The sequence below is a fragment of the Aquimarina sp. I32.4 genome (genome assembly GCF_002924285.1).
In the GTDB taxonomy this organism is placed as follows: domain Bacteria; phylum Bacteroidota; class Bacteroidia; order Flavobacteriales; family Flavobacteriaceae; genus Aquimarina.
The window spans coordinates 24,415-50,377 of sequence record NZ_PGUB01000027.1 but is presented as its reverse complement, the minus strand read 5'-3'; the positions used below and the strand labels follow the sequence as shown (position 1 = coordinate 50,377).

Annotated in this window: 19 protein-coding genes; 7 read left to right on the top strand and 12 right to left on the bottom strand. The window is 32.7% G+C overall.

Annotation, left to right across the window (positions count from 1 at the left end; genetic code table 11):
- Positions 1-62: 62 nt before the first annotated feature.
- The 5 genes from CVD18_RS08235 to uvrC all read right to left on the bottom strand — a co-directional run bounded on the left by CVD18_RS08235 (position 63) and on the right by uvrC (position 7,726).
- Positions 63-803 carry an IS1595 family transposase gene (locus CVD18_RS08235; protein WP_103864966.1) on the bottom strand — a complete coding sequence of 247 codons (741 nt, stop codon included), beginning with the start codon at positions 801-803 and terminating at the stop codon, positions 63-65.
- 169 nt (positions 804-972) lie between these two features.
- The gene (gene hppD / locus CVD18_RS08230; RefSeq protein ID WP_103864965.1) at positions 973-2,112 is read right to left on the bottom strand and encodes a 4-hydroxyphenylpyruvate dioxygenase; all 1,140 of its coding nucleotides are present in this window, start codon (positions 2,110-2,112) and stop codon (positions 973-975) included.
- A gap of 216 nt (positions 2,113-2,328) precedes the next feature.
- Complete coding sequence (locus CVD18_RS08225) at positions 2,329-3,486, bottom strand: homogentisate 1,2-dioxygenase (RefSeq protein WP_103864964.1); 1,158 nt, start codon at positions 3,484-3,486, stop codon at positions 2,329-2,331.
- Positions 3,487-3,663: 177 nt separating this feature from the next.
- On the bottom strand, positions 3,664-5,925 hold the full coding sequence (locus CVD18_RS08220) for a patatin-like phospholipase family protein (RefSeq protein WP_103864963.1): 2,262 nt from the start codon (positions 5,923-5,925) through the stop codon (positions 3,664-3,666).
- Positions 5,912-7,726 carry an excinuclease ABC subunit UvrC gene (gene uvrC, locus CVD18_RS08215; RefSeq protein WP_103864962.1) on the bottom strand — a complete coding sequence of 605 codons (1,815 nt, stop codon included), beginning with the start codon at positions 7,724-7,726 and terminating at the stop codon, positions 5,912-5,914. Before uvrC ends, CVD18_RS08220 begins: the two co-directional genes overlap by 14 nt.
- Positions 7,727-8,185: 459 nt before the next feature.
- On the opposite strand from uvrC, the gene rimK reads away from it, so the two are divergent.
- From rimK to CVD18_RS08195, 3 genes are read left to right on the top strand one after another with little or no spacing between them, the layout of a single operon-like run.
- Positions 8,186-9,058, top strand: coding sequence for a 30S ribosomal protein S6--L-glutamate ligase (rimK, locus tag CVD18_RS08205; protein WP_103864960.1), 873 nt, complete (start codon positions 8,186-8,188; stop codon positions 9,056-9,058).
- A 4-nt stretch (positions 9,059-9,062) separates the two neighbouring features.
- Complete coding sequence (locus tag CVD18_RS08200; protein WP_103864959.1) at positions 9,063-10,043, top strand: succinylglutamate desuccinylase/aspartoacylase family protein; 981 nt, start codon at positions 9,063-9,065, stop codon at positions 10,041-10,043.
- Positions 10,036-10,605, top strand: coding sequence for a 5-formyltetrahydrofolate cyclo-ligase (locus CVD18_RS08195; protein WP_103864958.1), 570 nt, complete (start codon positions 10,036-10,038; stop codon positions 10,603-10,605). Before CVD18_RS08200 ends, CVD18_RS08195 begins: the two co-directional genes overlap by 8 nt.
- Before the next feature lies 1 nt (position 10,606).
- Here CVD18_RS08195 and CVD18_RS08190 read toward each other — a convergent pair whose 3' ends face one another.
- Both CVD18_RS08190 and CVD18_RS08185 read right to left on the bottom strand, forming a co-directional pair.
- Positions 10,607-11,215 (bottom strand): lipoprotein signal peptidase, encoded by a 609-nt coding sequence (locus tag CVD18_RS08190; protein WP_103864957.1) that lies wholly within the window; start codon positions 11,213-11,215, stop codon positions 10,607-10,609.
- Positions 11,216-11,484: 269 nt separating this feature from the next.
- Positions 11,485-13,092: a beta-N-acetylhexosaminidase gene (locus CVD18_RS08185; protein ID WP_103864969.1), complete on the bottom strand. Its 1,608-nt coding sequence runs from the start codon at positions 13,090-13,092 to the stop codon at positions 11,485-11,487.
- Positions 13,093-13,467: 375 nt separating this feature from the next.
- Between CVD18_RS08185 and CVD18_RS08180 the strand changes: the two genes are divergently transcribed.
- Positions 13,468-14,097, top strand: a complete 630-nt coding sequence (locus CVD18_RS08180) for a hypothetical protein (protein WP_146052735.1) — start codon at positions 13,468-13,470, stop codon at positions 14,095-14,097.
- A 97-nt stretch (positions 14,098-14,194) separates the two neighbouring features.
- Here CVD18_RS08180 and CVD18_RS08175 read toward each other — a convergent pair whose 3' ends face one another.
- The 3 genes from CVD18_RS08175 to CVD18_RS08165 form a co-directional block, all read right to left on the bottom strand.
- Positions 14,195-14,578 carry a TraR/DksA C4-type zinc finger protein gene (locus CVD18_RS08175; RefSeq protein WP_103864955.1) on the bottom strand — a complete coding sequence of 128 codons (384 nt, stop codon included), beginning with the start codon at positions 14,576-14,578 and terminating at the stop codon, positions 14,195-14,197.
- Positions 14,579-14,582: 4 nt separating this feature from the next.
- A complete protein-coding gene (gene ileS / locus CVD18_RS08170) occupies positions 14,583-17,987 on the bottom strand; it encodes an isoleucine--tRNA ligase (protein ID WP_103864954.1) in 3,405 nt (1,134 codons plus the stop codon).
- Between the two features lie 371 nt (positions 17,988-18,358).
- Positions 18,359-19,579 carry a hypothetical protein gene (locus CVD18_RS08165; protein ID WP_103864953.1) on the bottom strand — a complete coding sequence of 407 codons (1,221 nt, stop codon included), beginning with the start codon at positions 19,577-19,579 and terminating at the stop codon, positions 18,359-18,361.
- Positions 19,580-20,111: 532 nt separating this feature from the next.
- Between CVD18_RS08165 and CVD18_RS08160 the strand changes: the two genes are divergently transcribed.
- Positions 20,112-20,894, top strand: a complete 783-nt coding sequence (locus CVD18_RS08160; protein WP_103864952.1) for a nitrilase family protein — start codon at positions 20,112-20,114, stop codon at positions 20,892-20,894.
- On the opposite strand, the gene CVD18_RS08155 is transcribed toward CVD18_RS08160, so the two are convergent.
- Together CVD18_RS08155 and CVD18_RS08150 are read right to left on the bottom strand one after the other, a co-directional pair.
- On the bottom strand, positions 20,891-22,510 hold the full coding sequence (locus tag CVD18_RS08155) for an Ig-like domain-containing protein (protein WP_103864951.1): 1,620 nt from the start codon (positions 22,508-22,510) through the stop codon (positions 20,891-20,893). The genes CVD18_RS08160 and CVD18_RS08155 overlap by 4 nt on opposite strands.
- Before the next feature lie 106 nt (positions 22,511-22,616).
- On the bottom strand, positions 22,617-23,078 hold the full coding sequence (locus tag CVD18_RS08150; RefSeq protein WP_369858591.1) for a ComF family protein: 462 nt from the start codon (positions 23,076-23,078) through the stop codon (positions 22,617-22,619).
- Between the two features lie 294 nt (positions 23,079-23,372).
- Here CVD18_RS08150 and CVD18_RS08145 point away from each other — a divergent pair, with 294 nt between their 5' ends.
- On the top strand, positions 23,373-24,260 hold the full coding sequence (locus CVD18_RS08145; RefSeq protein ID WP_103864950.1) for a hypothetical protein: 888 nt from the start codon (positions 23,373-23,375) through the stop codon (positions 24,258-24,260).
- Positions 24,261-24,398: 138 nt separating this feature from the next.
- On the top strand, positions 24,399-25,934 hold the full coding sequence (locus tag CVD18_RS08140; protein ID WP_103864949.1) for a glycine--tRNA ligase: 1,536 nt from the start codon (positions 24,399-24,401) through the stop codon (positions 25,932-25,934).
- The last annotated feature ends 29 nt before the right edge of the window (positions 25,935-25,963 follow it).

Here is a 25,963-nt window from a genome sequence, read left to right as displayed (position 1 = left end):
AAATATTTCCATCATAAGCACGCCAAATACGCCGCCTGAAAGATTTATAAGAACTAATTACCCTAACGATTAATAATTTCTTTTTTTGGAACCACTTTAGAATCCAAATTATAATCCTCTTTCAAATTATTATAACTGTTTGATTTGTCTGAAACAATTTTAGTATTCTTTTTTACCTTTTCCTTTACCACCACAGCTAAATCTTCTTTTTTTAATGATTCAATAACCATCATCTTTAAATATCCTACACGTTTTTTAGTTCTATGTTTTTTAGGATTATAATTTTGTTCTTCTACTCTTGATTCTGCTGCAACCAACACCGTTGATTGACGCTGACTTCCCCGTCCTCGTTTTAATGGTTCTGTTTTATCCCTTGTTATAGAGACAGTTTCAAAAAAAACTTCATCTAATTCTATTTCCTCTCCTAATTCGTATTGTTCGTCTCTAAGCCCCATAACACTTCGTAATTTATGAACCATTGACCAGATAGGCTCATAACGTTTATGACCTATTTGACGTTGAATTTCTTTAGCAGAAAATGATTTCTTTGTACTTGTTATTAAGTGCATGGCTATAAACCAGTATTGGTAGGGCAATTTACTGCTCTGCATTACCGTTCCACTCTTCAAAGTAGTACGATGCTTACAGCTCTTACATTCCCATTGCTCTCTGTTCTTTTTCCAGTAATGTGAAGTACTACCGCATTTTTTACACGTTACACCTTCTTGTAAACGATACGATTTAAATGCTATCTTACAGCTTTCCTCGTCTGGATAATGCTTAAAAAACTCAATTAATTTCATACTTTAAAGATACCAAGTAATAGGGAAACATACGGATAAGCATATATAATTACACACATTAATGTATACCAAATGAAGAACAGTATGTCTATACAATTGGTATACAAGAATGGATATAAGAAAACAGATTGGTTTTCTTGATATATGTTATTTAATCTGGCAAGTGTTTTTACAAAGTACCTCTCTGCTCTTGCTCTCTTTCTATAGCTTCGAACAATGCTTTAAAATTACCTTTCCCAAAGGACTGAGCCCCTTTACGTTGTATAATTTCAAAAAACATAGTAGGCCTGTCTAGCACAGGTTTTGTAAAGATCTGAAGAAGGTATCCTTCATCATCACGATCAATTAAAATACCTAATTCTTTGAGCGGAGCAAGATCTTCATCAATTTCACCAACACGATCTAAAACTGTCTCATAGTAACTTGCAGGAACTGTAAGAAAATCCACTCCTCGATTCTTAAGCTCAGAAACAGTTTCTATAATGTTATCTGTTGCTAATGCCATATGTTGTACTCCAGCACCGTTATAAAAATCTATGTACTCTTCTATCTGTGATTTTTTTCTTCCTTCAGCAGGTTCGTTTATAGGAAACTTAATACGTCCATTTCCATTACTCATTACCTTACTCATCAAGGCTGTATATTCTGTAGAAATATCTTTATCATCAAAAGATACTAATTGTGCAAATCCCATAACTTTGGCATAAAACTCACACCACTTATTCATTTCATTCCATCCTACATTTCCTACCATATGATCTATAAACTTAAGTCCAGTAGATTCTGTTTTATACGGTTTATCCCATGCTATATATCCTGGTAAAAATACTCCATGATACTCTTTTCTTTCTACAAAAATATGTACTGTTTCTCCATAAGTATGAATTCCTGAAAATACTACTTTACCATCCTCATCTTCCTCTACTCTAGGCTCCATATATGATTTGGCTCCTCTTTTTACTGTTTCCTCATAACTTTTGGTTGCATCATCAACCCAAAGAGCAACAGTTTTTACACCATCTCCATGCGCATTAATATGATCATTAACTTCCCCGTCAGGTTGTAATGGCGAAGTAAGGATCAAACGTATTTTATCTTGTTGTAACACATAAGATACACTATCTTTTCTTCCTGTTTCTAATCCTGCATAAGCAATTATCTGAAATCCCCATGCGGTTTGATAATAATATGCTGCTTGTTTGGCATTACCAACATAGAGTTCTACATAATCTGTTCCTAATAATGGTAAAAAATCTCCTGCTTGTGGAACTAATTTTTCTAAATTTTGAGGTGTTGTATTACTTGACATAATGTTTTTGATTTATATAAATTAAAATAAATGAATCAACAAGAAATACTTTATTGAATTTCTTGGACAAATTGATTTTAAAGCGCGCTACCACATCGCCCTCAAATGGGCTGTAATATCCTTCCTGTAATTTAGCATACTATAAAATATATTTCTAAAAAAAGCACCTATACAATTTATTGATTATAAATCATTTAATCGACAGGTTTCTGTTAATTAATCTAACCATGATTTATGATAATCCTCGTCAGCTATTTTCATAGCTTCTTCTGTTACCATAAGAGGCTTAAAAGTATCTACCATAACTGCTAGTTCATCGGTTTTGGTTTTACCAATACTTCGTTCTGCCGCTCCAGGGTGAGGTCCATGAGGAATCCCTGCTGGGTGCAATGAAATATGACCTGCATCAATATCATTTCTACTCATAAAATCACCATCTACATAATACAACACCTCATCACTATCTATATTACTATGATTATAGGGTGCTGGAATACTCTGTGGATGATAATCATATAATCTTGGCACAAAAGAACAAATTACAAAAGCATCTGTCTCAAACGTCTGATGTACTGGTGGTGGCTGATGTATTCTTCCTGTAATAGGCTCAAAATCATGTATAGAAAAAGCATATGGAAAACTATACCCATCATATCCAATAACATCAAAAGGGTGTGTTGCATAGATCATATCAAAGATTTCATCTTGCTTTTTTACTTTGATCAAAAAGTCCCCTTTTTCGTCATTTGTTTCCAACTCATATGGTCTTCTTAAATCACGTTCACAAAATGGTGAATGCTCTAATAACTGCCCAAACCAGTTACGATATCTCTTGGGCGTATAAATTGGCCTTCTTGATTCTACAATAAATAAACGATTATCTGTAGTGTCAAAATCAAGCTTATATATTGTTCCTCTTGGAATAACGATATAATCTCCATATTTAAAATCAAGATTACCGAGGTGACTTCTAAATTTTCCACTTCCACGATGTACAAAGATCAATTCATCAGCATCAGTATTCTTGTAAAAATAATCTTTGGTAGACTCTTTTGGAGCAGATAGAATAATACTTGCATCACTATTGGTAAGTACATTTTTTCTGCTTTCTAAGTAATCATTTTCGGGAGCTACCTTAAAACCATGAAATCTATATGATTTAATATTATTCTCGATTGCCACTTTGGCAGCTACATTATAACTTCCTTTAATTTCTTTTACCTGTGTAGGTCTCTGACAATGATAAGAATTAGTAGACATTCCATCGAAACCTATTGTTCCGAATAATTGTTCATAATATAAACTACCATCAGGTTTTTTAAAAATGGTATGTCGCTTGGGAGGTATTTCTCCTAATGAATGATAAAAAGGCATAGTATTGCATGTTTAAGATATTAACTACTTTTTTTGATAAAAACAACAAATAGTAAGACTACCTCATTCGGGATTCCGTTTAATAAGGTAGTGTAGTAGTAATAATAAATCCTGCCAAAACAAGCTCATAAGAACACAAATATCGTAAATATTTCTATTCTTTTGTAATTTAATTGTTTAAAACCAAAAACCAATGCTAAAAAACCAATTACTTTCTTCTAGTTCAGGAGAATATGTATACTTAACTTGTATTGGCCCTGCAAAGGTATCTAGGCCATACCCCAAAGCATATCCAGAATACTCAGGATCCTCAAACCATCTTCCTGTGCTAAACAATTTATTACCTGCATTGGCAAAATTGGCAGATACATTAATGTGGTTTTTCTTAAACACCTCATAGTCTATAGAGAAATATGTTTTTGCAAAACTTCCTCCTGTTATTCCCAAAAAGTCATATCCATAGAAAGGAATAAAGTTATTGATAGTTTTAGCACCAAAACCTCCTAATAAAAAATTAAGAGAATTAAATTCTGTATCCCCTATTTTGGTACCTGCTTCCATTCCCATATTTATAGATAGGTTTTTATATATGGGTGTAGCAAAACCTAGGTGTGCCTTTGCAATTGAGAACTCATTAAAAGTATTTGTAAAATCAGAAGAAAAGAGATAGGTATGTAAATCTCCTTCAAATAAAAATCCTCGCTTCGGGAAATACTTATTGTTGTAGGTATCAAGTTTTACATACCCAAAGGCACTCCAGTAATCACTATCATCAAATACTGTTCTTGGCACTTGATTTTCATCTTCTCCAAATGTTTCAGAAATAATATTAAGACGTTTATATTCTGCCCCAAGACCAACTGAAAAAGTTTGCTGTAATAATGTTTCTGCATATGCCTGTATATTAAGGTCTGCATATTCTATATCGATAGTATTGATTCCAATATCTGCGGGTGTCTCTCCAAACTCACTCAAAAAATCAAAATCTATAGGCTTCCTAAATTTTGTATACCGAGCTTTTAATCCAGTACTCCAATAAAATCCTTTATCAATATAATAATCCAAATTATACCGAATATTATCTCCTAAAGCGACATCCACAGAAAGGACATCATTATTTACCAGAAGCCTTTTTCTAGTCACATTTACAAGAGCTGCAGTTTTATATAAATCATCATAATGTAACGCAAAACGCAATAACATTTTGTTTTCACTTTCTTTGACATTAAGAACTAATTCTTTTCCTTCTTTATTATCAATCAACTTATGACTTACTCGATCAAAATTCCCTGTAGCTGATAGGTTATTGATTCCCTCATTTAACTTTTCATAAGTAGTGACTACTGGGGTTTTAAGTTTTAGCTTTCCTTTGATATAAGCTCTGGTATATCGCTGATGCCCTGAAATAGCCAAACTATTGACCACAATGGTTTCTGAATTTTTTGGCACAGGCGGTGGTATAACAAGCTGTTTCTGTCGCATAGCAACAGCCTTCAGCTTTTCAAAATTGGCAAATGCTGCTTTTTCTCCATTGGCAATAATCTGGTCTGCTTGATCAAAAGAGAGCACAGAAAAGCCTTTTATAGAGGGTTTAATGTAAAGATCTGTTTCAGACACCTTATCCCTCATTGCTTTATAGGTTCTAAAATTACTGATTTGCAGCATTATACTAGTCACTGAGTTTAGCTGATCCTTTGACATCAAGCTATCTTGTACATCAATTCCTATTACTATTTCTGCTCCTTTTTCTTTAATTTCTTTTACAGGATAATTATTTGCAACCCCACCATCAGTCATCAAAATTCCGTTTAGCTCTATCGGACTAAAAACAGAAGGTAACGCGCCACTAGCTGCAACAGCCTCTGGCAAATATCCTTTATCTATAAGGACTTGCTCTCCAGTTTCTATATTGGTTGCCATGCAAAAAAAAGGAATAGGGAGTTTATTAAAATCCCGTATATCATTGACATGTGCAGTATACCTAGAGAGCTGATTGTAAAAATTCTGCCCTTTGGAAAGCCCTTTGGGTAAATCAATTTTAAACTTATCAAAAGGGAGCGTGACAGCATACTTCTCTGAATCTTCACGCTCATAAAAAGTTTTGGCATTCCTGGGCAATTCATCCTGTATAAAGGCATCAAAATCAACTGCTCTAAATATAGAGTCTAATTCTGCGGCACGATACCCTGATGCATATAATGCTCCTACAATAGCCCCAATACTCGTCCCTCCTATATAATCAATACGTACTCCTGCTTCTTCTATTATTTTTAATGCTCCTATATGTGCCAACCCTTTTGCTCCACCACCACTCAATACCAATCCTACTTTTACATCTTCTACATCAGAATCAGACACATTGTTTTCTTGCGACCAAATCACATTAAGAACAAAAAAAAGAAAAAGTATTACTATACCTAATTTACTATGTTTTGCCACCTTTATTCTTTTTAGAAAGATAATAATTATACACTTTGGTTGCGCGTGAATTTCCTATCACCTCTATCAATTCTTCTATAGAAGCATCGCTTATTCTTTTTACAGATCTAAAATTTTTTAATAATTCTACAACAGTTTTTTCTCCTATTCCAGGGATTAAATCCAATTCAGTTTCTAAAGCTGCTTTGCTCCTTTTTTGTCTATGAAAAGTAATCCCAAATCGATGGGCTTCATTACGCAAATGTTGAATGACTTTCAACGATTCTGATTTCTTGTCTAAATATAATGGTATCGAATCTCCTGGATAGTATATTTCTTCTAATCGCTTAGCGATCCCTACAATAGCTATTTTTCCTCTTAGACCTAGTTCATCTAAAGCTTTCAATCCAGAAGAAAGTTGCCCTTTTCCTCCATCTACAATTATTAATTGTGGCAAAGGCTGCTCTTCTTCTGTCAATCGCTTGTAGCGTCGATACACAACCTCTTCCATCGAAGCAAAATCATTAGCTCCTTCTACTGTTTTTATGTTGAATTTCCGATACTCTTTCTTACTTGGCTTTCCGTTTTTAAAAACCACACAAGCAGCAACAGGATTAGTTCCTTGTATGTTTGAATTATCAAAACACTCTATATGCCTAGGTTCTTCTGGAAGTCTAAGGTCTTTTTTCATTTGAGCCATCAAACGTTTTATATGTCGATCAGGATCCATGATCTTGATTTGCTTAAAACGTTCTTGCCTATAGTATTTTGCATTTCGCAATGATAGATCTACAATCTTTTTCTTATCACCTAATTGCGGAATAGTGATTTTTAACTTTTCTCCAACATCTACCTCAAAAGGAACAAATATTTCTCTAGACATCGAGCTAAAACGTTGTCTAATATCAATAATTGCTAATTCTATTAATTCTTTATCAGATTCATCCAATTTTTTTTTGATCTCAGTTGTATGAGACCTGATGATAGAGCCATGTGATAATTGAAGAAAATTAATATAACCATACGATTCATCTGATATAATAGAAAACACATCAACATTACTTATTTTTGGATTAACTACAGTTGATTTTGCTTGATATTTCGCTAATATTTCTATTTTCTCTTTAATTCGTTGTGCGTCTTCAAACTCCATTTTCTCAGCATGTACCATCATCTGTTCTTTAAAGCGAATCAAAGAATCTTTAAAATTTCCTTTTACAATTTGACGAATCGCCTCTAGATTTTCGGTATATTCTTTTTCTTCCTGTAAATCCTCACAAGGTCCTTTGCAATTACCCAAGTGATACTCTAAGCAAACTTTGTATTTTCCATTATTAATTTTTTCCTGAGATAAATCATACGTACATGTCCTAAGAGGATACAGCTCTTTGATAAGATCTAAAAGCGTATGAACTGTTTTTACTGATGTATATGGCCCATAATATTCTGAACCATCTTTAATAAGAGTACGGGTAAGAAATATCCTAGAAAATCGTTCTTTTTTAATGCAAATCCACGGATATGTTTTATCATCCTTAAGCATAACATTAAACCGTGGTAAATATTTTTTAATCAGATTATTCTCTAGTAACAATGCATCTGTTTCTGTTTCTACAACAATATGTTTTATGTTGTAGATTTTCCTTACAAGAAGCTTTGTTTTATAGTTATCATGATTTTTTGTGAAATAAGAAGTAACTCTTTTTTTTAAATTCTTTGCCTTTCCTACATATAACAATTTATCCTCCTTATCATAGTACTGATATACCCCTGGACTAGTAGGCAGTGTTTTAATTTGTATGTCTAATGTTGCTGTTTGCATATTCTAACTGTAAAGTTAAGGGTTTACCTCAATTGTAATACAACTTAGAGATATTTAAATTTTTGTTAACTACTCATAAGAAGGATGCTTTTCTATTAAAAGCAAGGGATGCCACACAATGCTTATCGATTTTTACTACATTAGTACTTCCAATACCAACATGGCTTTTGAAAAAAGAAAAGAAAATAATTGGTCAAACTAATAAAGTAAAGTTTTTACTTTTAGAATTAAAAAGTATCATTACAAAAACTAATAAGCATTGTATTGACACTCATAAAATTAACATAAACTCACAATACAATCTTCTGGATGTAATATATCTACATTATAACGACAAAGAACTTATATTCTCATATGATCATAACATACACTTTTTTATATTGATTGACTTTAAATTTACTAATAGTATTTTTCCAACTAACAACTAATTAAAAAACCTTCTTATAACCTAACACTCTAATGAATATCAAAATTTTGTCGCGTAGTACGAATTTATATTCTACCAATGCATTAATTCAGGCGGCGGTAAAACGCAAACACAATGTACAAGTAATTGACCCTCTAAGCTGTGATATTATTATTGAAAAACAAAAGCCTGAAATATATTATAGAGGTAAAAAATTAGATCCTGTAGATGCTGTAATTCCCAGAATTGGATCTTCTAATACTTTTTATGGCACTGCGGTAGTGAGACAATTCGAATTAATGAATGTATTTACCACGCTCAAATCTCAGGCATTACTTCAATCCAGAGATAAGCTCAGGAGTTTACAGATATTATCAAAGGCAGGATTGGGCCTCCCAAAAACGGTATTCACAAATTATTCTAAAGATGCATCAGAGGTTATCTCTCATGTAGGAGGAGCTCCTTTAATTATTAAACTGCTTGAAGGCACTCAGGGCTTGGGTGTTGTTCTCGCTGAAACTAAAACAGCTGCAGAATCTGTATTAGATGCATTTAATGGCCTACAGGCAAGAGTTATTGTACAAGAATACATAAAAGAAGCAAAAGGAGCCGACATTCGAGTTCTTGTAGTTGATGATCGTGTGGTTGGCGCAATGAAAAGGCAAGGAAAAGAAGGTGATTTTCGTTCTAATCTACATAGAGGAGGCACTGCTTCTACAATTACCTTAAGCAAAGAAGAAGAAACAGCAGCAATAGAAGCTGCAAAAGCTTTGAAAATGGGAGTGGCTGGAGTAGATTTATTACAGAGTAAAAGAGGTCCTCTTATCCTCGAGGTGAATTCGTCTCCTGGATTAGAAGGTATAGAAAATGTAACACAAAAAGACATTGCAAAAACTATTATTCGTTATATAGAAAGAAGCTTGTAATACAATGACCAAAACAACCAAAAAAAATATTCTCAATATCTTAGGCAAAGAAGTGCTGCCAGGAACTAGTACTACAATCAATTTTAATATTGCCAAGTTATATACTTCTACCAAGGTAGAGATTCCTATAATTATTGAACGTTCAAAACATTCAGGCCCTACTATACTAATTACTGCTGGTATTCACGGTGATGAAATAAATGGCGTAGAAGTAGTACGACAAATCATTGCTAAAAAAATCAACAAACCATCAAAAGGTAGTATTATTTGTATTCCTGTTCTTAATGTCTTTGGTTTTTTAAGTATGAATCGTTTTTTTCCTGATGGCCGTGATTTGAACAGGGTTTTTCCTGGCACCAAAAATGGTTCACTTGCCAGTCGTTTTGCTCATCAGTTTATTAATGAAATCTTACCTACTGCGGATTTCTGTCTAGATTTTCACACTGGAGGAGCCAGTAGGTTTAATGCCCCTCATGTACGTGTTGATCCAAAAAACGAACAATTGATAGCACTTGCTAAAATTTTTAACGCTCCTTTTACTTTACTATCCAAAAACCTTGACGGCTCATATCGAGCAACTTGTGCAAAAAAAGGGAAAGATATTTTATTATTTGAAGGAGGTAAATCCCAAAGTAGTAGTAAAGAAATAGCTAGAGAAGGGGTACAAGGAACTATGAGAATACTACACCATTTGGATATGTTACATTCTAATTTTGATCCTCCTATTCGCGATTCCGATACTTTGATTATCAAAAAAAGTTTCTGGATGCGAGCAAAATATAGCGGCCTATTACACATCAAAATACTTATTGGTAAACATGTAGAAAAAGGAGAAATACTAGCAACTATTACCGATCCTTATGGCAAAATGAGACATGTGGTCAAAGCGAATAATGAAGGATATATTATAAATGTAAATGAATCTTCAATTGTATATAAAGGAGATGCAATTTTTAGAATAACCAAAGAATCTATAAATGAATAAAAAAGCACTTAGAGTCAAATACAAAACACTTAGATCACAATTGAGCCCTGATCAAATAGAAGAACTAAGTATTGATATTGCCAATCGCTTGCTTACACTACCGATTTGGAAAAAGACATATTATCACATTTTTCTACCTATTGAAAAACAAAAAGAAATCAATACTGAATTTATTCTTAACATCCTTTTGGGTAAAGATAAAAATGTAATTATATCAAAAAGCAATTTTGAAGATAATACACTTGATCATTTTTTACTTACTGATACTACTGTAATAAAAACAAATTCTTGGGGTATTCCTGAACCCGTAGATGGAATTCCTGTTCCTGAGAATAAAATAGAGGTTGTCTTTATCCCCTTATTAGCTTTTGATCAAAAAGGAAATCGAGTAGGTTATGGCAAAGGGTTTTATGATAAATTTCTAGCAAAATGTAATCCTAACACCTTAAAAATAGGTGTATCGTTTTTCTCTGCAGAAAAAGAAATTGATACTATTCTTGCCACCGATATAGGTCTGGACATATGCGTCACTCCTACAAAGGTATATCACATAAAAGAATAATCTAAGCTTCTTTTTGAGGAAATGCTCTCTTATTAAAAATAATTAATAAGAATACACCTACGCTTATTGCAGAGTCTGCAATATTAAACACAGGATCAAAAAATGAAAAATGCTCACCTCCTACAAAAGGAATCCACTCTGGCAAAATATCATCATAAAATGTAAATTGAATCATATCTACTACTTTACCATAGAAAACCTCTTCATACCCTCCTCCTTCAGGCAGAAAACTTGCTACATGAATATTAGTACTCTCACTAAACAACATACCATAAAATATAGAATCTATAATATTTCCAAAAGCACCCGCAAAGATTAATGCTATACAAAATGTAAGTATTGGCGAGCTATTCTTACGAACCGAATCATACAACCAGTAACCAATTCCTGTAATTGCCACTACTCTAAATAAGGTAAGAACTAATTTACCATAACTTCCAGGAAGCTCTACACCCCACGCCATTCCTTTATTTTCTACAAATATAATACGAAACCAATTGAAGACCTCTATGTCTTGATGAAGAGTAAAATGAGTTTTGATATAAATTTTGGAAATTTGATCAATAAGTAATACCAAAATTATAACTAAAATAGATTTCTTTAAAGACATAAATATGTTGATTTATCTGGCTATAAAAAGCGACGGACAAAAATAGTGTTTTATTGGTGAAACTCAAATTGCAAAATTAAAGAAGAACCATATTTAATGGTTTAACAAGAAAGGTTTAAAAAAATTGCCCTATATCCAAAATAAAAACTGGTATTGACCAGCATTATTTGCGTATAGAGCAATTTTTTTGAACACACATCTACTTAGTCCTTGCTGTAGATATCAAGTAAACAATTATTTACATTTTACACTATATAAACAATAGTTACCTATTTCTTAATTTTTTGCATTCCTTGCTTTGTTTTCCAATCAATCAAAGGAGAAGGATAGTATTTAACATTCATACGCTCTAGAAAAGGCCCTTGATTTGCTAAACGCACTTTATAATCTTCCCAATTACGGTTCTCTTGGACAGTCCATCCAATTTCTGCATAACCTATAGCTCTAGGAAAAGCTAAATATTCTAGCTCATCAATATCACTAATCGTCTCTGACCAAAGAGGTGCCTCTATCCCCATAATACTTTTCAAGGGCACATATGATTCTGGAGTCCAAATATATGCTGTATCTGTTGGAATATGACCTACCCAATCTAATCCATACTTGGAGAGAGAGTCATACTTCATATCTAAGTACGCTTTTTCTGCTGGAGACATAATAATTTTCATTCCTTTAGATACTGCAACCTGAGTATTCTTTTTACCTCTCCAATGTTGAGAGATAGAAGAAGAGCTTATATCTGCATTAGCTACCTCATCCCATCCAATCATACGTTTCCCATACTTTTGCACAATTTTCTCTACCTTATTTACAAAATATATATAATCTTTCTTTTTGGTCACTAGACTTTCGTCTCCACCAATATGAAAATACGGACCAGGTGTAATAGCAGCTACTTCGCGAATAACATCATCTATAAATGCATATACTGTATCTTTTTTGGTATCAAAAGTGCTAAATCCAACTCTGGTTCCTTTATACAATTTAGGTGTTTTACCATTTCCGTTCAGAAAAGGATAGGACACTGAAGCAGCATTTGTATGCCCAGGCATGTCAATTTCTGGTACAATAAGTATATGACGAGCTGCAGCATAATTCACAATATCAGTATATTCTTCTTGTGTATAGAAACCTCCTGATTTTCCTCCTACTTCTGTACTCCCACCTATTTCTGTAAGTTTAGGCCATGATTTAATCTCTATACGCCACCCTTGATCATCAGTAAGATGTAAGTGTAACACATTAAATTTATAATAACTCAACACATCGATATATTTCTTAACATCCTCTACAGCAAAAAAATGACGAGCCACATCTAACATAGCACCTCTATATTCAAATTGAGGAGAATCTATAATTTTGCCAGTTGGTATTACCCATACTTTATTTTTTGTAAGCGTATCATTACTCATTTCTGGAATAATCTGGCGTAATGTTTGAATACCTCTAAAAGCACCTGTGGCTGTACTTGAATGTAATGTAATCGTATCTTGAGCGATATGCAATTGATAGGCTTCTGGAAGGTTCTGATCAAGAGTATCTGATTTACGAATATTAATGACCGTTTCTATAGTTGTAATAGTATCGATATTTACTGGCACCTCAATACCTGTCTTAGATTTTATTTTATCTGCCAGAAAATTTCCTACCTCTTCAAAACCTTCTACATCTTTAGAAGTGTAAATGGCTGTATACTTATCAAGAGCAAAACCATCATTTGTAGAGATTATTTCTAACGGTTTCGGAATTAAATTCTCTTCAACCAAATTCGTTTCTGGAAAATTGATGACCCTCTTTGGTTTTGGTTGGGTGCAAGAAATAGTTGTGATTGTAAAAAGTATGGCAAATAAACTGCCAACAGAGGAGAGTTTTATCATCATTGTTTAATTTAAGGTTTATACGTATATCTTCTATTATGTCTATATAATGAGTTACTATTTAGCTTTGCATAGACACTAATAGTAAATAAAAATCATCAAAATCTTCCTAAAAAAGCATATTCAAGAATAAAGAACTGCTTCCGATTTAAATTTATAAAAATCAAGTTCTTCTGATTCAATCTCAAATTTATCAATTTGTTTTTTGATTTTTTTATATACATCTTTTTTATCAGAAAAAAATCCCTGATTGAGAAACTCAATTTATGATAACTATAAGACAAATTTAACTTTTTCAAAACAGGGAAACCTTCTTAGGAATCGTCTTTAGTATTAGAATATAAAATTATTATTAACCATTTAAAATACAAAAAAATGAATATTAAATTAAATTTTTTATTAATGCTTTTAGTCTCTATTTTAATTGTTTCATGTAGTAAAGATAAAATTGAGGATACTACCATGCAAACCCCAGAAAATATTGAAGCTAATGAAATTGACAAGCAATTACAGGAATTAAAAAATCACAATATTGATAAAGATATTGTCTTTTCTAATAACAACAGTAGTGCATACAACTTATTACCTGGAACTTGGGAGATTGTAAAAGTTTCACATATTGGTGAAATTCAAAATGCTGGCTTTGGAGAAAATGATATTACAGGGTTCAGAATTACTATTACAGAATCTAGTTTATATCCAAACAAACTAAGGTTAGATGGTTTTACTGGAGAGGCTCCTTACACTATGGAATTTGAAAACATGTCTCTTTACCCTGGTACTGTTGGAAAGGTATCATTACGAAATCGACAGTTTGTCAGATTATTATATAAAGATCGAGCGATTTTTTCTAATATGGTTAATGACCCTATTATAAATTATAATCCTGATCAAACCAATAAAAGTATTAACTTTTCTATGTCTACAGATAATAGATATTTCTATTTATATGGATACTCTGAAGTACTCAAAGAACAATCTCATATAACATTCAAAAGAGTATAATGTCATTTTAAAAACACTAATAAATTCTCTGAAACAAGCCTTGAATCTTTATTAAAGATTCAAGGCTTGTTTTCTATTTCATGCTTCTAACTATTAGCTAGCTTTGCATGTTTTTTGCTTCAATACTTAGTGTAGCATGAGGAACTAGTTTTAATCGTTCTGGATTAATTAATTTACCTGTTACACGGCAAACACCATACGTTTTGTTTTCTATACGTAATAATGCATTTTTTAAATCCCGCACAAATTTCTCCTGTCTAATAGCAAGCTGTGTATTTGCTTCTTTAGACATTGTTTCACTACCTTCTTCAAATGCCTTAAATGTTGGTGAAGTATCGTCTGTACCATTATTACCATCATTTTTGTATGCACTTTGTAACAATTCTAAATCATTCTGTGCTTTTTGCATTTTTTCAAGGATAATTTCCTTAAACTTCGCCAAATCGGCGTCACTGTACCTTACTTTGATATCTTCTGCCATACTCTTAATATTTTTTAATTATCAATTGGGTTGCAATGTCGTCAAACGCAATTTCTGTACCATTTATTACATCTGAAGCAAACTCAATTGTCTCGGTTAAGGTTTCATTTTTAATATAACTCTCATTAGTAGCAACAGCTTCCTGAATAGTTTCATTATTCTGAAAAACAATTCCTATCTTATCAGTTACCTCAAAACCACTATCCTTACGTATATTTTGAATACGATTCACAAGTTCTCTGGCAATTCCTTCTTTTTTGAGTTCTGGACTTATTGTTACATCTAATGCAACTGTCAAAGTTCCTGAGTTTGCAACCAACCAACCTTCGATATCCTGAGAGCTTATTTCCACATCACTGATACCTAATGTAATAATTTTATCATTAATTTCTACATCAAAATTACCTGTTTGTTCAAGAATTTTTATAGTTTCTTGATCAAATTTCTGTATCTTGCTAGCAATCAGCCTCATATCTTTACCAAAACGAGGACCTAATGCTTTAAAATTAGGTTTGATTTGTTTTACCAATATCCCAGAAGCATCATCTATAAGCTCTATTTCTTTAACATTTACTTCACTTTTAACCAAATCTGCTATATCATTAATCTCATTCTTTTCTGCTTCATTAAGCACAGGGATCATAATTCGTTGCAATGGTTGTCTTACCTTGATTTTTTCTTTTTGACGCAAAGAAAGTACTAAAGAGCAAACGGTTTGAGCTTTTTGCATTTTATGTTCTAACGATTTATCTACAAATGCTGGATTATATTCAGGAAAATGAGCCAAATGCACACTTTCAAATGTTTCTTTTTGAGTTCCTGCAATCAAATCCTTATACAATCTATCCATAAAGAATGGTGCTACAGGAGCTCCTAACTTAGCTACTGTAAACATACAGGTATACAATGTCTGGTATGCAGAAATTTTATCTTGCTGGTAATCTCCTTTCCAGTATCTCCTTCTGCTTAAACGTACAAACCAGTTACTTAAATTTTCTTGTACAAAATCAGAAATCGCTCTTGTTGCCTTTGTAGGCTCATAATCATTATAATACTCATCTACATTTTTGATCAAGGTATGCAATTCACTTAATATCCAACGATCAATTTCTGGACGTTCTGCCAATGAAATATCTGCTTCTGTATATGCAAAATTATCAATATTAGCATATAGTGTAAAAAACGAATAAGTATTATATAGTGTCCCAAAAAACTTACGACGCACCTCTGCAATTCCTTCTAGATCAAATTTTAAATTATCCCAAGGATTTGCATTACTAATCATATACCATCGGGTAGCATCTGGCCCGTATGTATCTAAGGTTTCAAATGGGTCAGCTGCATTACCTAATCGTTTAGACATTTTTTGCCCATTCTTATCCAGAACCAAACCATTTGATACTACATTTTTATAGGCTACATCATCAAAAATCATTGTTCCTATTGCATGCAGTGTATAGAACCATCCACGAGTTTGATCTACACCTTCTGCTATAAAATCAGCTTTTCGATCTCCTGATTCTACTTTTTCTTTATTTTCAAAAGGATAATGCCACTGTGCATAAGGCATTGACCCCGAGTCAAACCACACATCAATCAGGTCGCTCTCTCTTTTCATAGGTTTCCCCAAAGAAGAAACTAGAATAACCTTGTCTATTACATTTTTATGTAAATCAATTTTATCATAATTCTCCTCACTCATATCACCAATCACAAAATCTGCAAAAATATCTGCTTCGAGTACTCCTGCCTCTATTGCTTTGGCCATCTCCTTCTTTAGCTCTTCAACAGAACCAACAATAAGCTCTTCTTTACCATCTTCTGTTCTCCAGATAGGTAAAGGAATTCCCCAAAATCGTGATCTAGAAAGATTCCAATCATTTGCATTTGCCAACCAATTACCAAAACGCCCTTCTCCAGTCGCCTTAGGTTTCCAGTTAATCCCCAAATTAAGTTCATGCATACGATCTTTAAAATCTGTAACTTTTATAAACCACGAATCCAATGGATAATATAGTATAGGTTTATCTGTACGCCAGCAATTTGGATAACTGTGCACATATTTTTCAACTTTAAAGGCTTTATTTTCTATTTTTAATTTAATAGCAATTTCTACATCTACAGATTTCTCTGGAGCCTCACCATCATCGTAATATTCATTTTTCACATACTTACCACCTAGATCTCCCATTTCCTGAATGAATCTACCTTGTAAATCTACTGTTGGTACTAGATTATTATTTTCATCCATTACCAATAGTGCAGGTACTTCAGGCTTTGCTTGTTTGGCTACAAGGGCATCGTCTGCACCAAAAGTGGGTGATGTATGTACAATTCCTGTCCCATCTTCTGTAGTAACAAAATCTCCTGCAATGACTCTAAAAGCATTCTCTGGATTATGATATGGTTGTACATAATCTATTAATTGTTCATATCTCGCATCTATCAAATCTGCTCCTTTGAATTCTTTTAAGATATAATAGGGTATCTTCTTATCTCCTTGTTTGAATGCTTGTACTTCTGCTTCTGTCTCTGCTAAGACAAACTTTCCTGCAAATTGTTTTCCTACAAGGTTTTTGGCAAGAATTACATGTATTGGTTCAAACGTATATTGATTAAACGTTTTTACCACAACATACTCTATTTTTGAACCAACCGTTAAAGCGGTATTTGACGGAAGTGTCCATGGTGTAGTTGTCCATGCCAAAAAGTATATTTCTTCCTGAACCTCTTTTAAAAAAGAGGGTAATGTTTCTTTTATTGCTTTTAACTGAGCCACTACCGTTGTATCAGTTACATCCTGATATGTTCCTGGTTGATTAAGTTCATGAGAACTTAATCCAGTACCTGCCTTTGGAGAATATGGTTGTATTGTATATCCTTTGTAAAGCAATCCTTTTTTATAGATCTCTGACAATAACCACCATACACTCTCCATATATTTGGGTTTGTATGTGACATAAGGGTCCTCCATATCTACCCAGTATCCTATTTTTTGAGTCAGGTCATTCCATATATCAGTATATCTCATTACGGCTTTTTTACATGCCTCATTATATTCTTCTACTGATATCTTCTTACCAATATCTTCTTTGGTAATACCTAATTCTTTTTCTACACCTAACTCTATTGGAAGCCCATGTGTATCCCACCCAGCTTTACGCTGTACTTGAAATCCTTTCTGAGTTTTATATCTACAAAAAATATCTTTAATCGCACGAGCCATTACGTGATGAATGCCTGGCAATCCATTTGCTGAAGGAGGTCCTTCAAAAAAGATAAACGGCTCTGCTCCGTCACGCTCACTAATACTTTTTTCAAATATGGTATTCTGTTGCCAAAAATTCAATATTTCTTCAGCTACTTTAGGTAAGTCAAGTCCTTTGTATTCAGGAAACTTCGTGCTCATTTGATCGTACTTTCTGTTAAGTCTGCGAAAATAAGGATTTTCTAGAAAAAAGTAGCCTGAATTCACTATACGATATCAAATAATTGTTAGGCAAATATGATTTTTTAACAAAGAATTCAATTTTTTTAGTAAAAAGTCATTGCTAATCGTATTCTTGATCAGAAATTTTTAAAATCAACTTAATCTATATTATTTGTTGTTTTTTTAATTCCTCTATTTTCCTGAGTCTAATATTACCTGATATATTTTCTATCCTGCATTAACATATCACATTTTCTATATTAATAATTAGGATAGTATTCATTAAAAAAGAATAAGCTCTCAAGGAATTAAACCCAAAGAGCATTGTAGAATGATTATATTAATTTGTGTTATCTCAACATTTGAAGATATGCGTCTTGCCAATTATTTCTAAGACTCCCTCCAATTTGATTAGCTTCATCATTTAGCTTTTTGAAAGCTGTATCTCGTTTAAAATTAGAATTTCCAATCCATTGTGTAATGGCTTGCAGAGAAGAACCTCTTTTGTGCATAGTTGCAAATGTTCTCATAAAATCTAATTCTGTATATTTATCAGAATTCGAAGAAACTGTACATTCTGCTATTCTATACTTCAAAGGGTATTCACTGGTTCCGCTATATACTGGAATTACGTCTTTGGATCCTTTATAGTATTTAAACTTTGCTGAACTATTAGATTGGTTATGCCAAGAACGAAGAGCAAAGAAATGAGCAAATCCTTCTGAAGTGCCACATGATGAGTACTCTGAACTTCTCATAGAATGATTTCCAATTCCTCTACATGAACTACTTTGGTAACTACAGTCATTTGCAAAATCGGTATCAAAGAAATACTGGTATACATGTCCAAATTCATGTGCCATTACATATCTAGAATTACGGTGACCACTATAAATATGCAATTCTAAATGAGATCCAGATCTTCTCATATGAGATCCACTACTATGATTAGTATTAATGATCACATGTAGGTTTCTATGCGCATTAAAGGACCCTGTTCGATTAATGATATACCCTAGTGTAGACATTACATTAAATGTAGCATCGTATTTTGTTTCTTTAATTGTTAAACCTCCAGATGAAGGAAAATCTCTTGTAATTCGCTTGGTAGATGAGGTAGATCTGCTTCCTGTATAGGCATATACAAATGAATTACGATCCAATTTTAATACAGGAGTAATTTCTATATAATACTTACTGGTTTGACTTGGCTTATTAAGAGATACACATCCATTACTATCAGTATATCTAGTTTGGATAGTTGCATTATCACTTTTTCTTTTAACTCGTACCCTACCATTTACATAGGACCTATTTGTTAATCTAGATGAAGTAAAGTAATTTTCTGTTCCTGATGTATCTGAAAGTAAGGTAGATAGTTTTACACAGATATTAACACTCGTTTTAGAAGGTATTTCTCCATTATCACTCTGCTCTAGAACTTCTAAGTTCTCACCTGTCTCACATGAAACAAACCCTATTAATAGAAAAAGGAAAAGAAATCGAACTAAAGTTTTTTTTGCTTTTGCTTTTTCATTATTTAATTTGCTTACAAGATTATTTCTTATCAAGATAGAAAAAAACTCAACATTTACTTAACAGATTGTGTGTGCTGTTAATTTTTATATATGAAATGATATTTTTGAGTTATACCCTTACAATTTGTTTCAGATTTTTCTTGCCCACAATCTCATACATTTTGAGCCATCTTGCTACTTGATTTCTACTAAACACACCATACAAATCTTATTACCAAGTAGTTTACTTTTAAAATTTAGTGCATTTTGTCTGTATGAATGACTCTATAATCTTAGTTTTATTGATTATATTCAATTATATAATCATGAAGATTTCTGGTTTGTAAACGAATTCAATAATCTGTTTACCTATAAGCCTCCTTTTTAGTCGAAAGAATAACTTTTAATTAAGTGTAGAGAATTAATCTTTTAGGTATAAATAAAAAAGTGTTAGTTTGTTATTTAGAAATTTAAAGTTAGAAACTTACACTCTTCAAATGAGCTTTATAAATTTAAGGGTTATATATAGACATATATCAACTCCTGATCTGCATTCTAATTTTGAAAAGAAAAAACCACAAGTATTATGAAAGAAATTCTAAATATCACATTAATCCAATCTCATCTAGCATGGGAAAATCCTGTACAAAATCGTGCTGTTTTTTCTCAAAAAATCAATTCCATATCTCAAAAAACAGATTTGATCGTATTACCAGAAATGTTTACTACAGGGTTTACTATGAATCCCGAAAAAGTAGCCGAAACTATGACTGGAGAGACAATGCAATGGCTCATCAAAATGGCTAAAATATCTAATTGTGCTATTACAGGTAGTATCGTGATTAAAGAGGATGGTATGTTTTACAATCGTATGATATTTATGTATACTGATGGCACTTATGAATCGTATGATAAACACCAATTATTTACTTTGGCTAAAGAACAGAATATTTATACGGCTGGGCAAAAGGAGGTAATTGTTGAGTATCTGGGTTGGAAAATAAAGCTTTTGATTTGTTATGACTTGAGGTTTCCTATATGGGCTAGAAACACTACTAATTATGACACTTTGATATATGTGGCTAGTTGGCCAAAAATTCGTATAACCGCTTGGGATACTTTGCTTAAAGCACGAGCAATAGAAAACATGTGTTACTGCATTGGGGTAAATCGTGTGGGATTAGACGGTAAAGGCTTTGAGCATAATGGGCATTCTGCTATCTACAATGTTTTGGGAGAATCGATACTACAAGAAAACCCTATAGAAAAAGAAACTATTCTATATGCAACTCTCAAAGCAGATCATATCCAACAAACAAGAAAAAAACTCCCCTTTCTACAAGACAGAGACAATTTTACATTCCTCTAGTCTTGATCCAAAACAAAAGTTTGTTTTATCTCCCAATTTGCCCTTACATCAACTGGCGCATCAAAATATCGAATTTCTTCGGGTTGTATTCCTTTTAAAAAATTACCTGAATCCCATATTCCATTATCATTACTATCGATTATTACACGAATAAAATATTTAGAAGGATCTAGATGATCAAATGTTAAGACTCTTTGCTCTCTTGCTACTTGTTCTGCTATTACATTTTCTTTTTCATCAGTAATCTGAACCAGAACCGGATAAGTCTCTACATTCTCTAAGGTTAAAAAAATTGTTCCGTAATCCGCCAATCTTTTGGTTCTGAAATTAATATTTATAGTATCATTAACGTTACCTACAAAATCCTTGACTGCCTCTGGTAAAAACTTCAAATTATAGGCGTTGCTCTCTGTTTTATCAAAAATCAATTCAACTTCATTGGTATGAATATCTAAATCAACAGAAAAAGGAACTTCTAGTGTATCTTTATCTGTAAGTGAAATTAGCTTTTCATTAATACTATCTAGCGCAGTGTTTGCAGAAAAAACTAAATTTTTATTGAGTGCAAGTGTATTTCCTACATCAGATTCTAATACCAGAGAGTCCTTATATTGATCTTTGAATCTGGTTGTTATTGTGTCTTTATAATTTTTGATATTGGTTACTTCAAACAATAATGAATCTGCTTCAAAAAATGGCCTAAACCAATAATGTAAAGTATCTTTTTTCTTATCAGGAAAAACTCTCGTCTCAAAATCATCCGGAGCTTTGCTAAGCAGTTTTACCTGCATACTATCTTTTACCCCCTCATACGGGAAAATAAATTCATTTTTTGAAACTTGTTTTGAATGTAAAACCTTAAAATTAAGTGTTTCTTTAAACAAAGTAAGATTAAATACTTTGGCCGTATCTTCAGGAAGTGTAATTATTTCTTCATAAAATCCTATTTTATCTTGCTTAGGCTCGTATGTATAATTATTAGAAACATCTTTTAAAGCAATAAGCTTAAATTTTCCTTCTTTTAGGTTATGTAAATCAAAAACTATACTATCTAGAGTATTAGTAATATATCTAGGTACATTTTTATAAACTACAGAATCACTATACTCCTCATCAATTTCATATAGTGCCACGGTAACGTATGGGTCTGCTTCTTTTTGAACAGCATCGCTCACTGTTCCTTTTATACTAAGCGAATCTAGAAAATCTCCTGTAGAAAAAACATATCTAAAAAAAGGATTTGGGTTTTCTTCGTTATTATCAACTATACTTTCGCCAAAATTAATACTATAAGTAGTGTTTTCTAATAGGGTGTCAATAAACTTAATTTTTATAAACTTATTTGCACCCCCCATAGGAGTAATCGTTGGCTTTGGATCCATAGGAGGAGAAACAATAATCTGTTTCTGTGCATCTTTTAGCTTCACATATTCATCAAAATATATACGTATCTCTTTTTTATTAAAGTTTGTAGAAAAATTAGGAGGGAAAGCTTTTACAATAACTGGAGGTGTTTCATCTTTTGGACCACCAGTTATAGAACCTTTTTTGGCACAACCAACAATAATGATAATTGATGCCGCGACAAGCAATATTGTATGTATCCTTTTGCTCATAATCTCTACAATAATTTTAAGACACAAAGAAACAACTATATTTAAAAAACAAAAAACTTAAAAAATAGTCCTCTAAAAAAAATTCTGTTTACCCTTTTTGTGTGAGTTACTCTGCCATTGCCATAGTAGCGATACTTATTTTTACTCCTGGTATATCTTTTAATACATTCACACAAGATTCTATTGTTGCTCCTGTTGTAACAATATCATCTACCAACAATACATGTTTATTTTCTAACAAAGACTCGTTTTGTGTGCCGAATGTTTCAACGGTATTCATCCATCTGTTAAATTTTAGATGTTTGGATTGTTTTTTATTGTAAGATTTTTTTTTCAATACTGAATCAATATATTCTGCATTCAATTTTTCAGCAATTTCAATACCAAATTTCTCTACTTGATTATATCCTCTTTCTCTCAACCTTACCTTATGCAAAGGAACTGGAACCACCACATCAATACTCTGGTATCTAGTTTTTTGAGATAACTCCTGACCCAACCATCTTCCTAATTCCTGACCCACTTCTTCTCTCCCTCTATACTTGAGATTATGAATTAAATTTTGCACCAGGCTATCTTTATGAAAAATAAATAGAGAGGTCACATTTTCTATTTTGATTCGCCCATAAAATACTTTTTCAATTTTTTTTGCGTTTACGTTATGAAAATTGCCCAAAGGGAGTCTATGCCTGCAAGAAGTACATAGCAACCTTTCGTTTTTGTATAAAGGGCTGTCACAGGCAGCACAGTATATAGGATAAAATAAGTATATGAAGTCTCTTAACATTATGATAGGGAGATTAACATTAATTATTATATTTAGCCATTTAAAATAACCATCAAACAATTATAAATTTCAATTATGACAACTCAGAACAATAACTTGACCCTTAAAATTCTAATCGGTGTTCTAGGAGCGCTGTTACTTATTTTAGGGATATTTACGTATAAGTTTTACAACGAAGAGAAGCAAAATAAAGCAATTTTGCAACAAGAAAAAGATCTTATTGAAAGTGAATTAGGCGAATTGATAACAAAATACGACAATGCTATTGCTCTTAATGAAGTGATGGATGATCACCTACTTAAAGCAAAAGAGCGTATTGTTGTGTTATTAGACAGCGTAAAAGATAATGATGCTAACTTGGCATTGATTTCTCGATACAGAAGAGAAGTTGGTAAACTTAAAAAAGAACGTGAAAGATTGTTCAAACTTGCAGATAGTTTGACAACTGCAAACACACAATTGACAACAGATTTAGATAGCACATCTACTGCACTAAATCAAAGAATTATTTTGGCTGATTCTTTACAGACTCAAAATAGTAAACTTGCAGAAATTGTAGAAAGAGGTTCTGCCCTTACTGCTGCAAACATCAAAGCAGAAGGAGTACGAGTACGTAATAGTGGTAAAATCACTGGAGCTTCTAAAGCTAGTAGAGCAGAAAAAGTACGAGTTTGCTTTACACTTTCTCCAAATAAACTAACAGAAAAAGGAGACAAAGACTTGTTTGTACAGGTTATCAACCCTGAAAACACTCTAATTGGAGATAAAATAGCTGTAAACTTTGACAAAGGTAATGCTATACTTACCTACAGCGGTCGTAATAAAGTATTTTACGAGAATGAAGCTCTAGATGTATGTATATTGGTTGATGCAGCAGAAGGAGAATTGGTAAAAGGTAATTATATCGTAAACTTATTTTCTGGACCAAGAATGATATCAAATACTCAGTTTGAGTTAAGATAATCATAATCAACAAAATTATAAACCGCCATGTTGTTAATAACATGGCGGTTTTTTGTTTTTTATTAATAATCCAATGTTTTAATAAAAATCTAAATCAGATTCGTTTTCAATTCATTTTAATTCAATTATTTTTGTGCAATGGCAAATCAAGAAGATAAATTTAAAAAGGTTATTGCCCATGCAAAAGAGTATGGGTATATTTTTGGCTCGAGTGAGATATATGACGGACTAAGTGCTGTATATGATTACGGTCAAAACGGAGTAGAACTAAAGAAAAACATAAGAGAGTACTGGTGGAAAAGTATGGTAAATATGCACCAAAATATTGTAGGGCTAGATGCTGCAATACTCATGCATCCTACCACTTGGAAAGCTTCTGGCCATGTAGATGCTTTTAATGACCCTCTTATTGACAACAAAGACTCTAAAAAAAGATATAGAGCCGATGTTCTTATAGAGGATTATGCCGAAAAACTATACCAAAAAGCGCAAAAAGAAATTACTAAAGCCAAAAAACGTTTTGGTGATGATTTTGATGAAGCTCAATTCGTAGCAACCAATCCAAGAGTAGTAAAATACCTCTCTAAAAAGGAAGAAGTGATACAGCGCATGGCAAAGTCTCTTGAAAACGAAGACCTTGCTGATGTAAAAGCATTGATAGAAGAACTAGAAATTGCTGATCCAGAAACAGGCTCAAAAAACTGGACAGAGGTAAGGCAATTTAACTTAATGTTTGGAACCAAACTAGGTGCATCTGCTGAATCTGCAACAGATTTATTCTTAAGACCAGAAACCGCACAAGGTATCTTTGTTAACTTTTTGAATGTTCAGAAAACTGGACGAATGAAAATTCCTTTTGGTATTGCCCAAACAGGAAAAGCATTTAGAAACGAAATTGTAGCCCGTCAGTTTATTTTTAGAATGCGGGAGTTTGAACAAATGGAAATGCAATTCTTTGTACGACCAGGAGAAGAGATGAAATGGTATGAATATTGGAAAGAAACTCGATTAAACTGGCACCTATCATTAGGGCTAGGTAAAGAAAATTACCGTTTTCATGACCATGATAAATTAGCGCATTATGCCAATGCCGCAGCAGATATAGAATTTAACTTCCCATTTGGATTCAAAGAATTAGAAGGTATACACTCACGTACAGATTTTGACCTCAAAGCACACGAAAAACACTCTGGTAAAAAACTACAATTTTTTGATCCTGAGTTGAAAGAAAGCTACGTGCCTTATGTTGTTGAAACTTCTATAGGGCTCGACAGAATGTTTCTTGCCGTATTCTCTACTGCACTACAAGAAGAAAAATTAGAGGACGGTAGTAGTAGAGTAGTATTAAAACTACCAGCGGTAGTTGCCCCTGTAAAAGCAGCAATACTTCCACTAGTCAAAAAAGATGGTTTACCCGAGATCGCACAAAAAATTGTAAATGATCTAAAATGGAAATTTAATGTTATCTATGATGAAAAAGATGCAATCGGACGCCGATACAGAAGACAAGATGCCAATGGGACTCCTTTTTGTATCACTATAGATCATGATACAATAACTGATAATAAAGTTACCATACGAGATCGTGATACAATGGAGCAAAAAAGAGTTGCCATTACAGAACTTAAAACAATCATTGCAGAAAAAACCGATCCTGAATATTGGTTACAATAATTTAAGGAAAACGCACCGTTTTCAATATA

Excerpts from the sequence above, each read along its gene's own strand:
- hppD (WP_103864965.1), bottom strand. The coding sequence starts at position 2,112 with ATGTCAAGTAATACAACACCTCAAAATTTAGAAAAATTAGTTCCACAA.
- CVD18_RS08145 (WP_103864950.1), top strand. The coding sequence starts at position 23,373 with ATGACAACTCAGAACAATAACTTGACCCTTAAAATTCTAATCGGTGTT.
- CVD18_RS08185 (WP_103864969.1), bottom strand. The coding sequence starts at position 13,092 with ATGATAAAACTCTCCTCTGTTGGCAGTTTATTTGCCATACTTTTTACA.
- CVD18_RS08190 (WP_103864957.1), bottom strand. The coding sequence starts at position 11,215 with ATGTCTTTAAAGAAATCTATTTTAGTTATAATTTTGGTATTACTTATT.
- CVD18_RS08180 (WP_146052735.1), top strand. The coding sequence starts at position 13,468 with ATGAATATTAAATTAAATTTTTTATTAATGCTTTTAGTCTCTATTTTA.
- CVD18_RS08160 (WP_103864952.1), top strand. The coding sequence starts at position 20,112 with ATGAAAGAAATTCTAAATATCACATTAATCCAATCTCATCTAGCATGG.
- CVD18_RS08200 (WP_103864959.1), top strand. The coding sequence starts at position 9,063 with ATGACCAAAACAACCAAAAAAAATATTCTCAATATCTTAGGCAAAGAA.
- ileS (WP_103864954.1), bottom strand. The coding sequence starts at position 17,987 with ATGAGCACGAAGTTTCCTGAATACAAAGGACTTGACTTACCTAAAGTA.
- CVD18_RS08225 (WP_103864964.1), bottom strand. The coding sequence starts at position 3,486 with ATGCCTTTTTATCATTCATTAGGAGAAATACCTCCCAAGCGACATACC.
- CVD18_RS08235 (WP_103864966.1), bottom strand. The coding sequence starts at position 803 with ATGAAATTAATTGAGTTTTTTAAGCATTATCCAGACGAGGAAAGCTGT.
- CVD18_RS08140 (WP_103864949.1), top strand. The coding sequence starts at position 24,399 with ATGGCAAATCAAGAAGATAAATTTAAAAAGGTTATTGCCCATGCAAAA.
- CVD18_RS08155 (WP_103864951.1), bottom strand. The coding sequence starts at position 22,510 with ATGAGCAAAAGGATACATACAATATTGCTTGTCGCGGCATCAATTATC.
- CVD18_RS08195 (WP_103864958.1), top strand. The coding sequence starts at position 10,036 with ATGAATAAAAAAGCACTTAGAGTCAAATACAAAACACTTAGATCACAA.
- rimK (WP_103864960.1), top strand. The coding sequence starts at position 8,186 with ATGAATATCAAAATTTTGTCGCGTAGTACGAATTTATATTCTACCAAT.
- uvrC (WP_103864962.1), bottom strand. The coding sequence starts at position 7,726 with ATGCAAACAGCAACATTAGACATACAAATTAAAACACTGCCTACTAGT.
- CVD18_RS08175 (WP_103864955.1), bottom strand. The coding sequence starts at position 14,578 with ATGGCAGAAGATATCAAAGTAAGGTACAGTGACGCCGATTTGGCGAAG.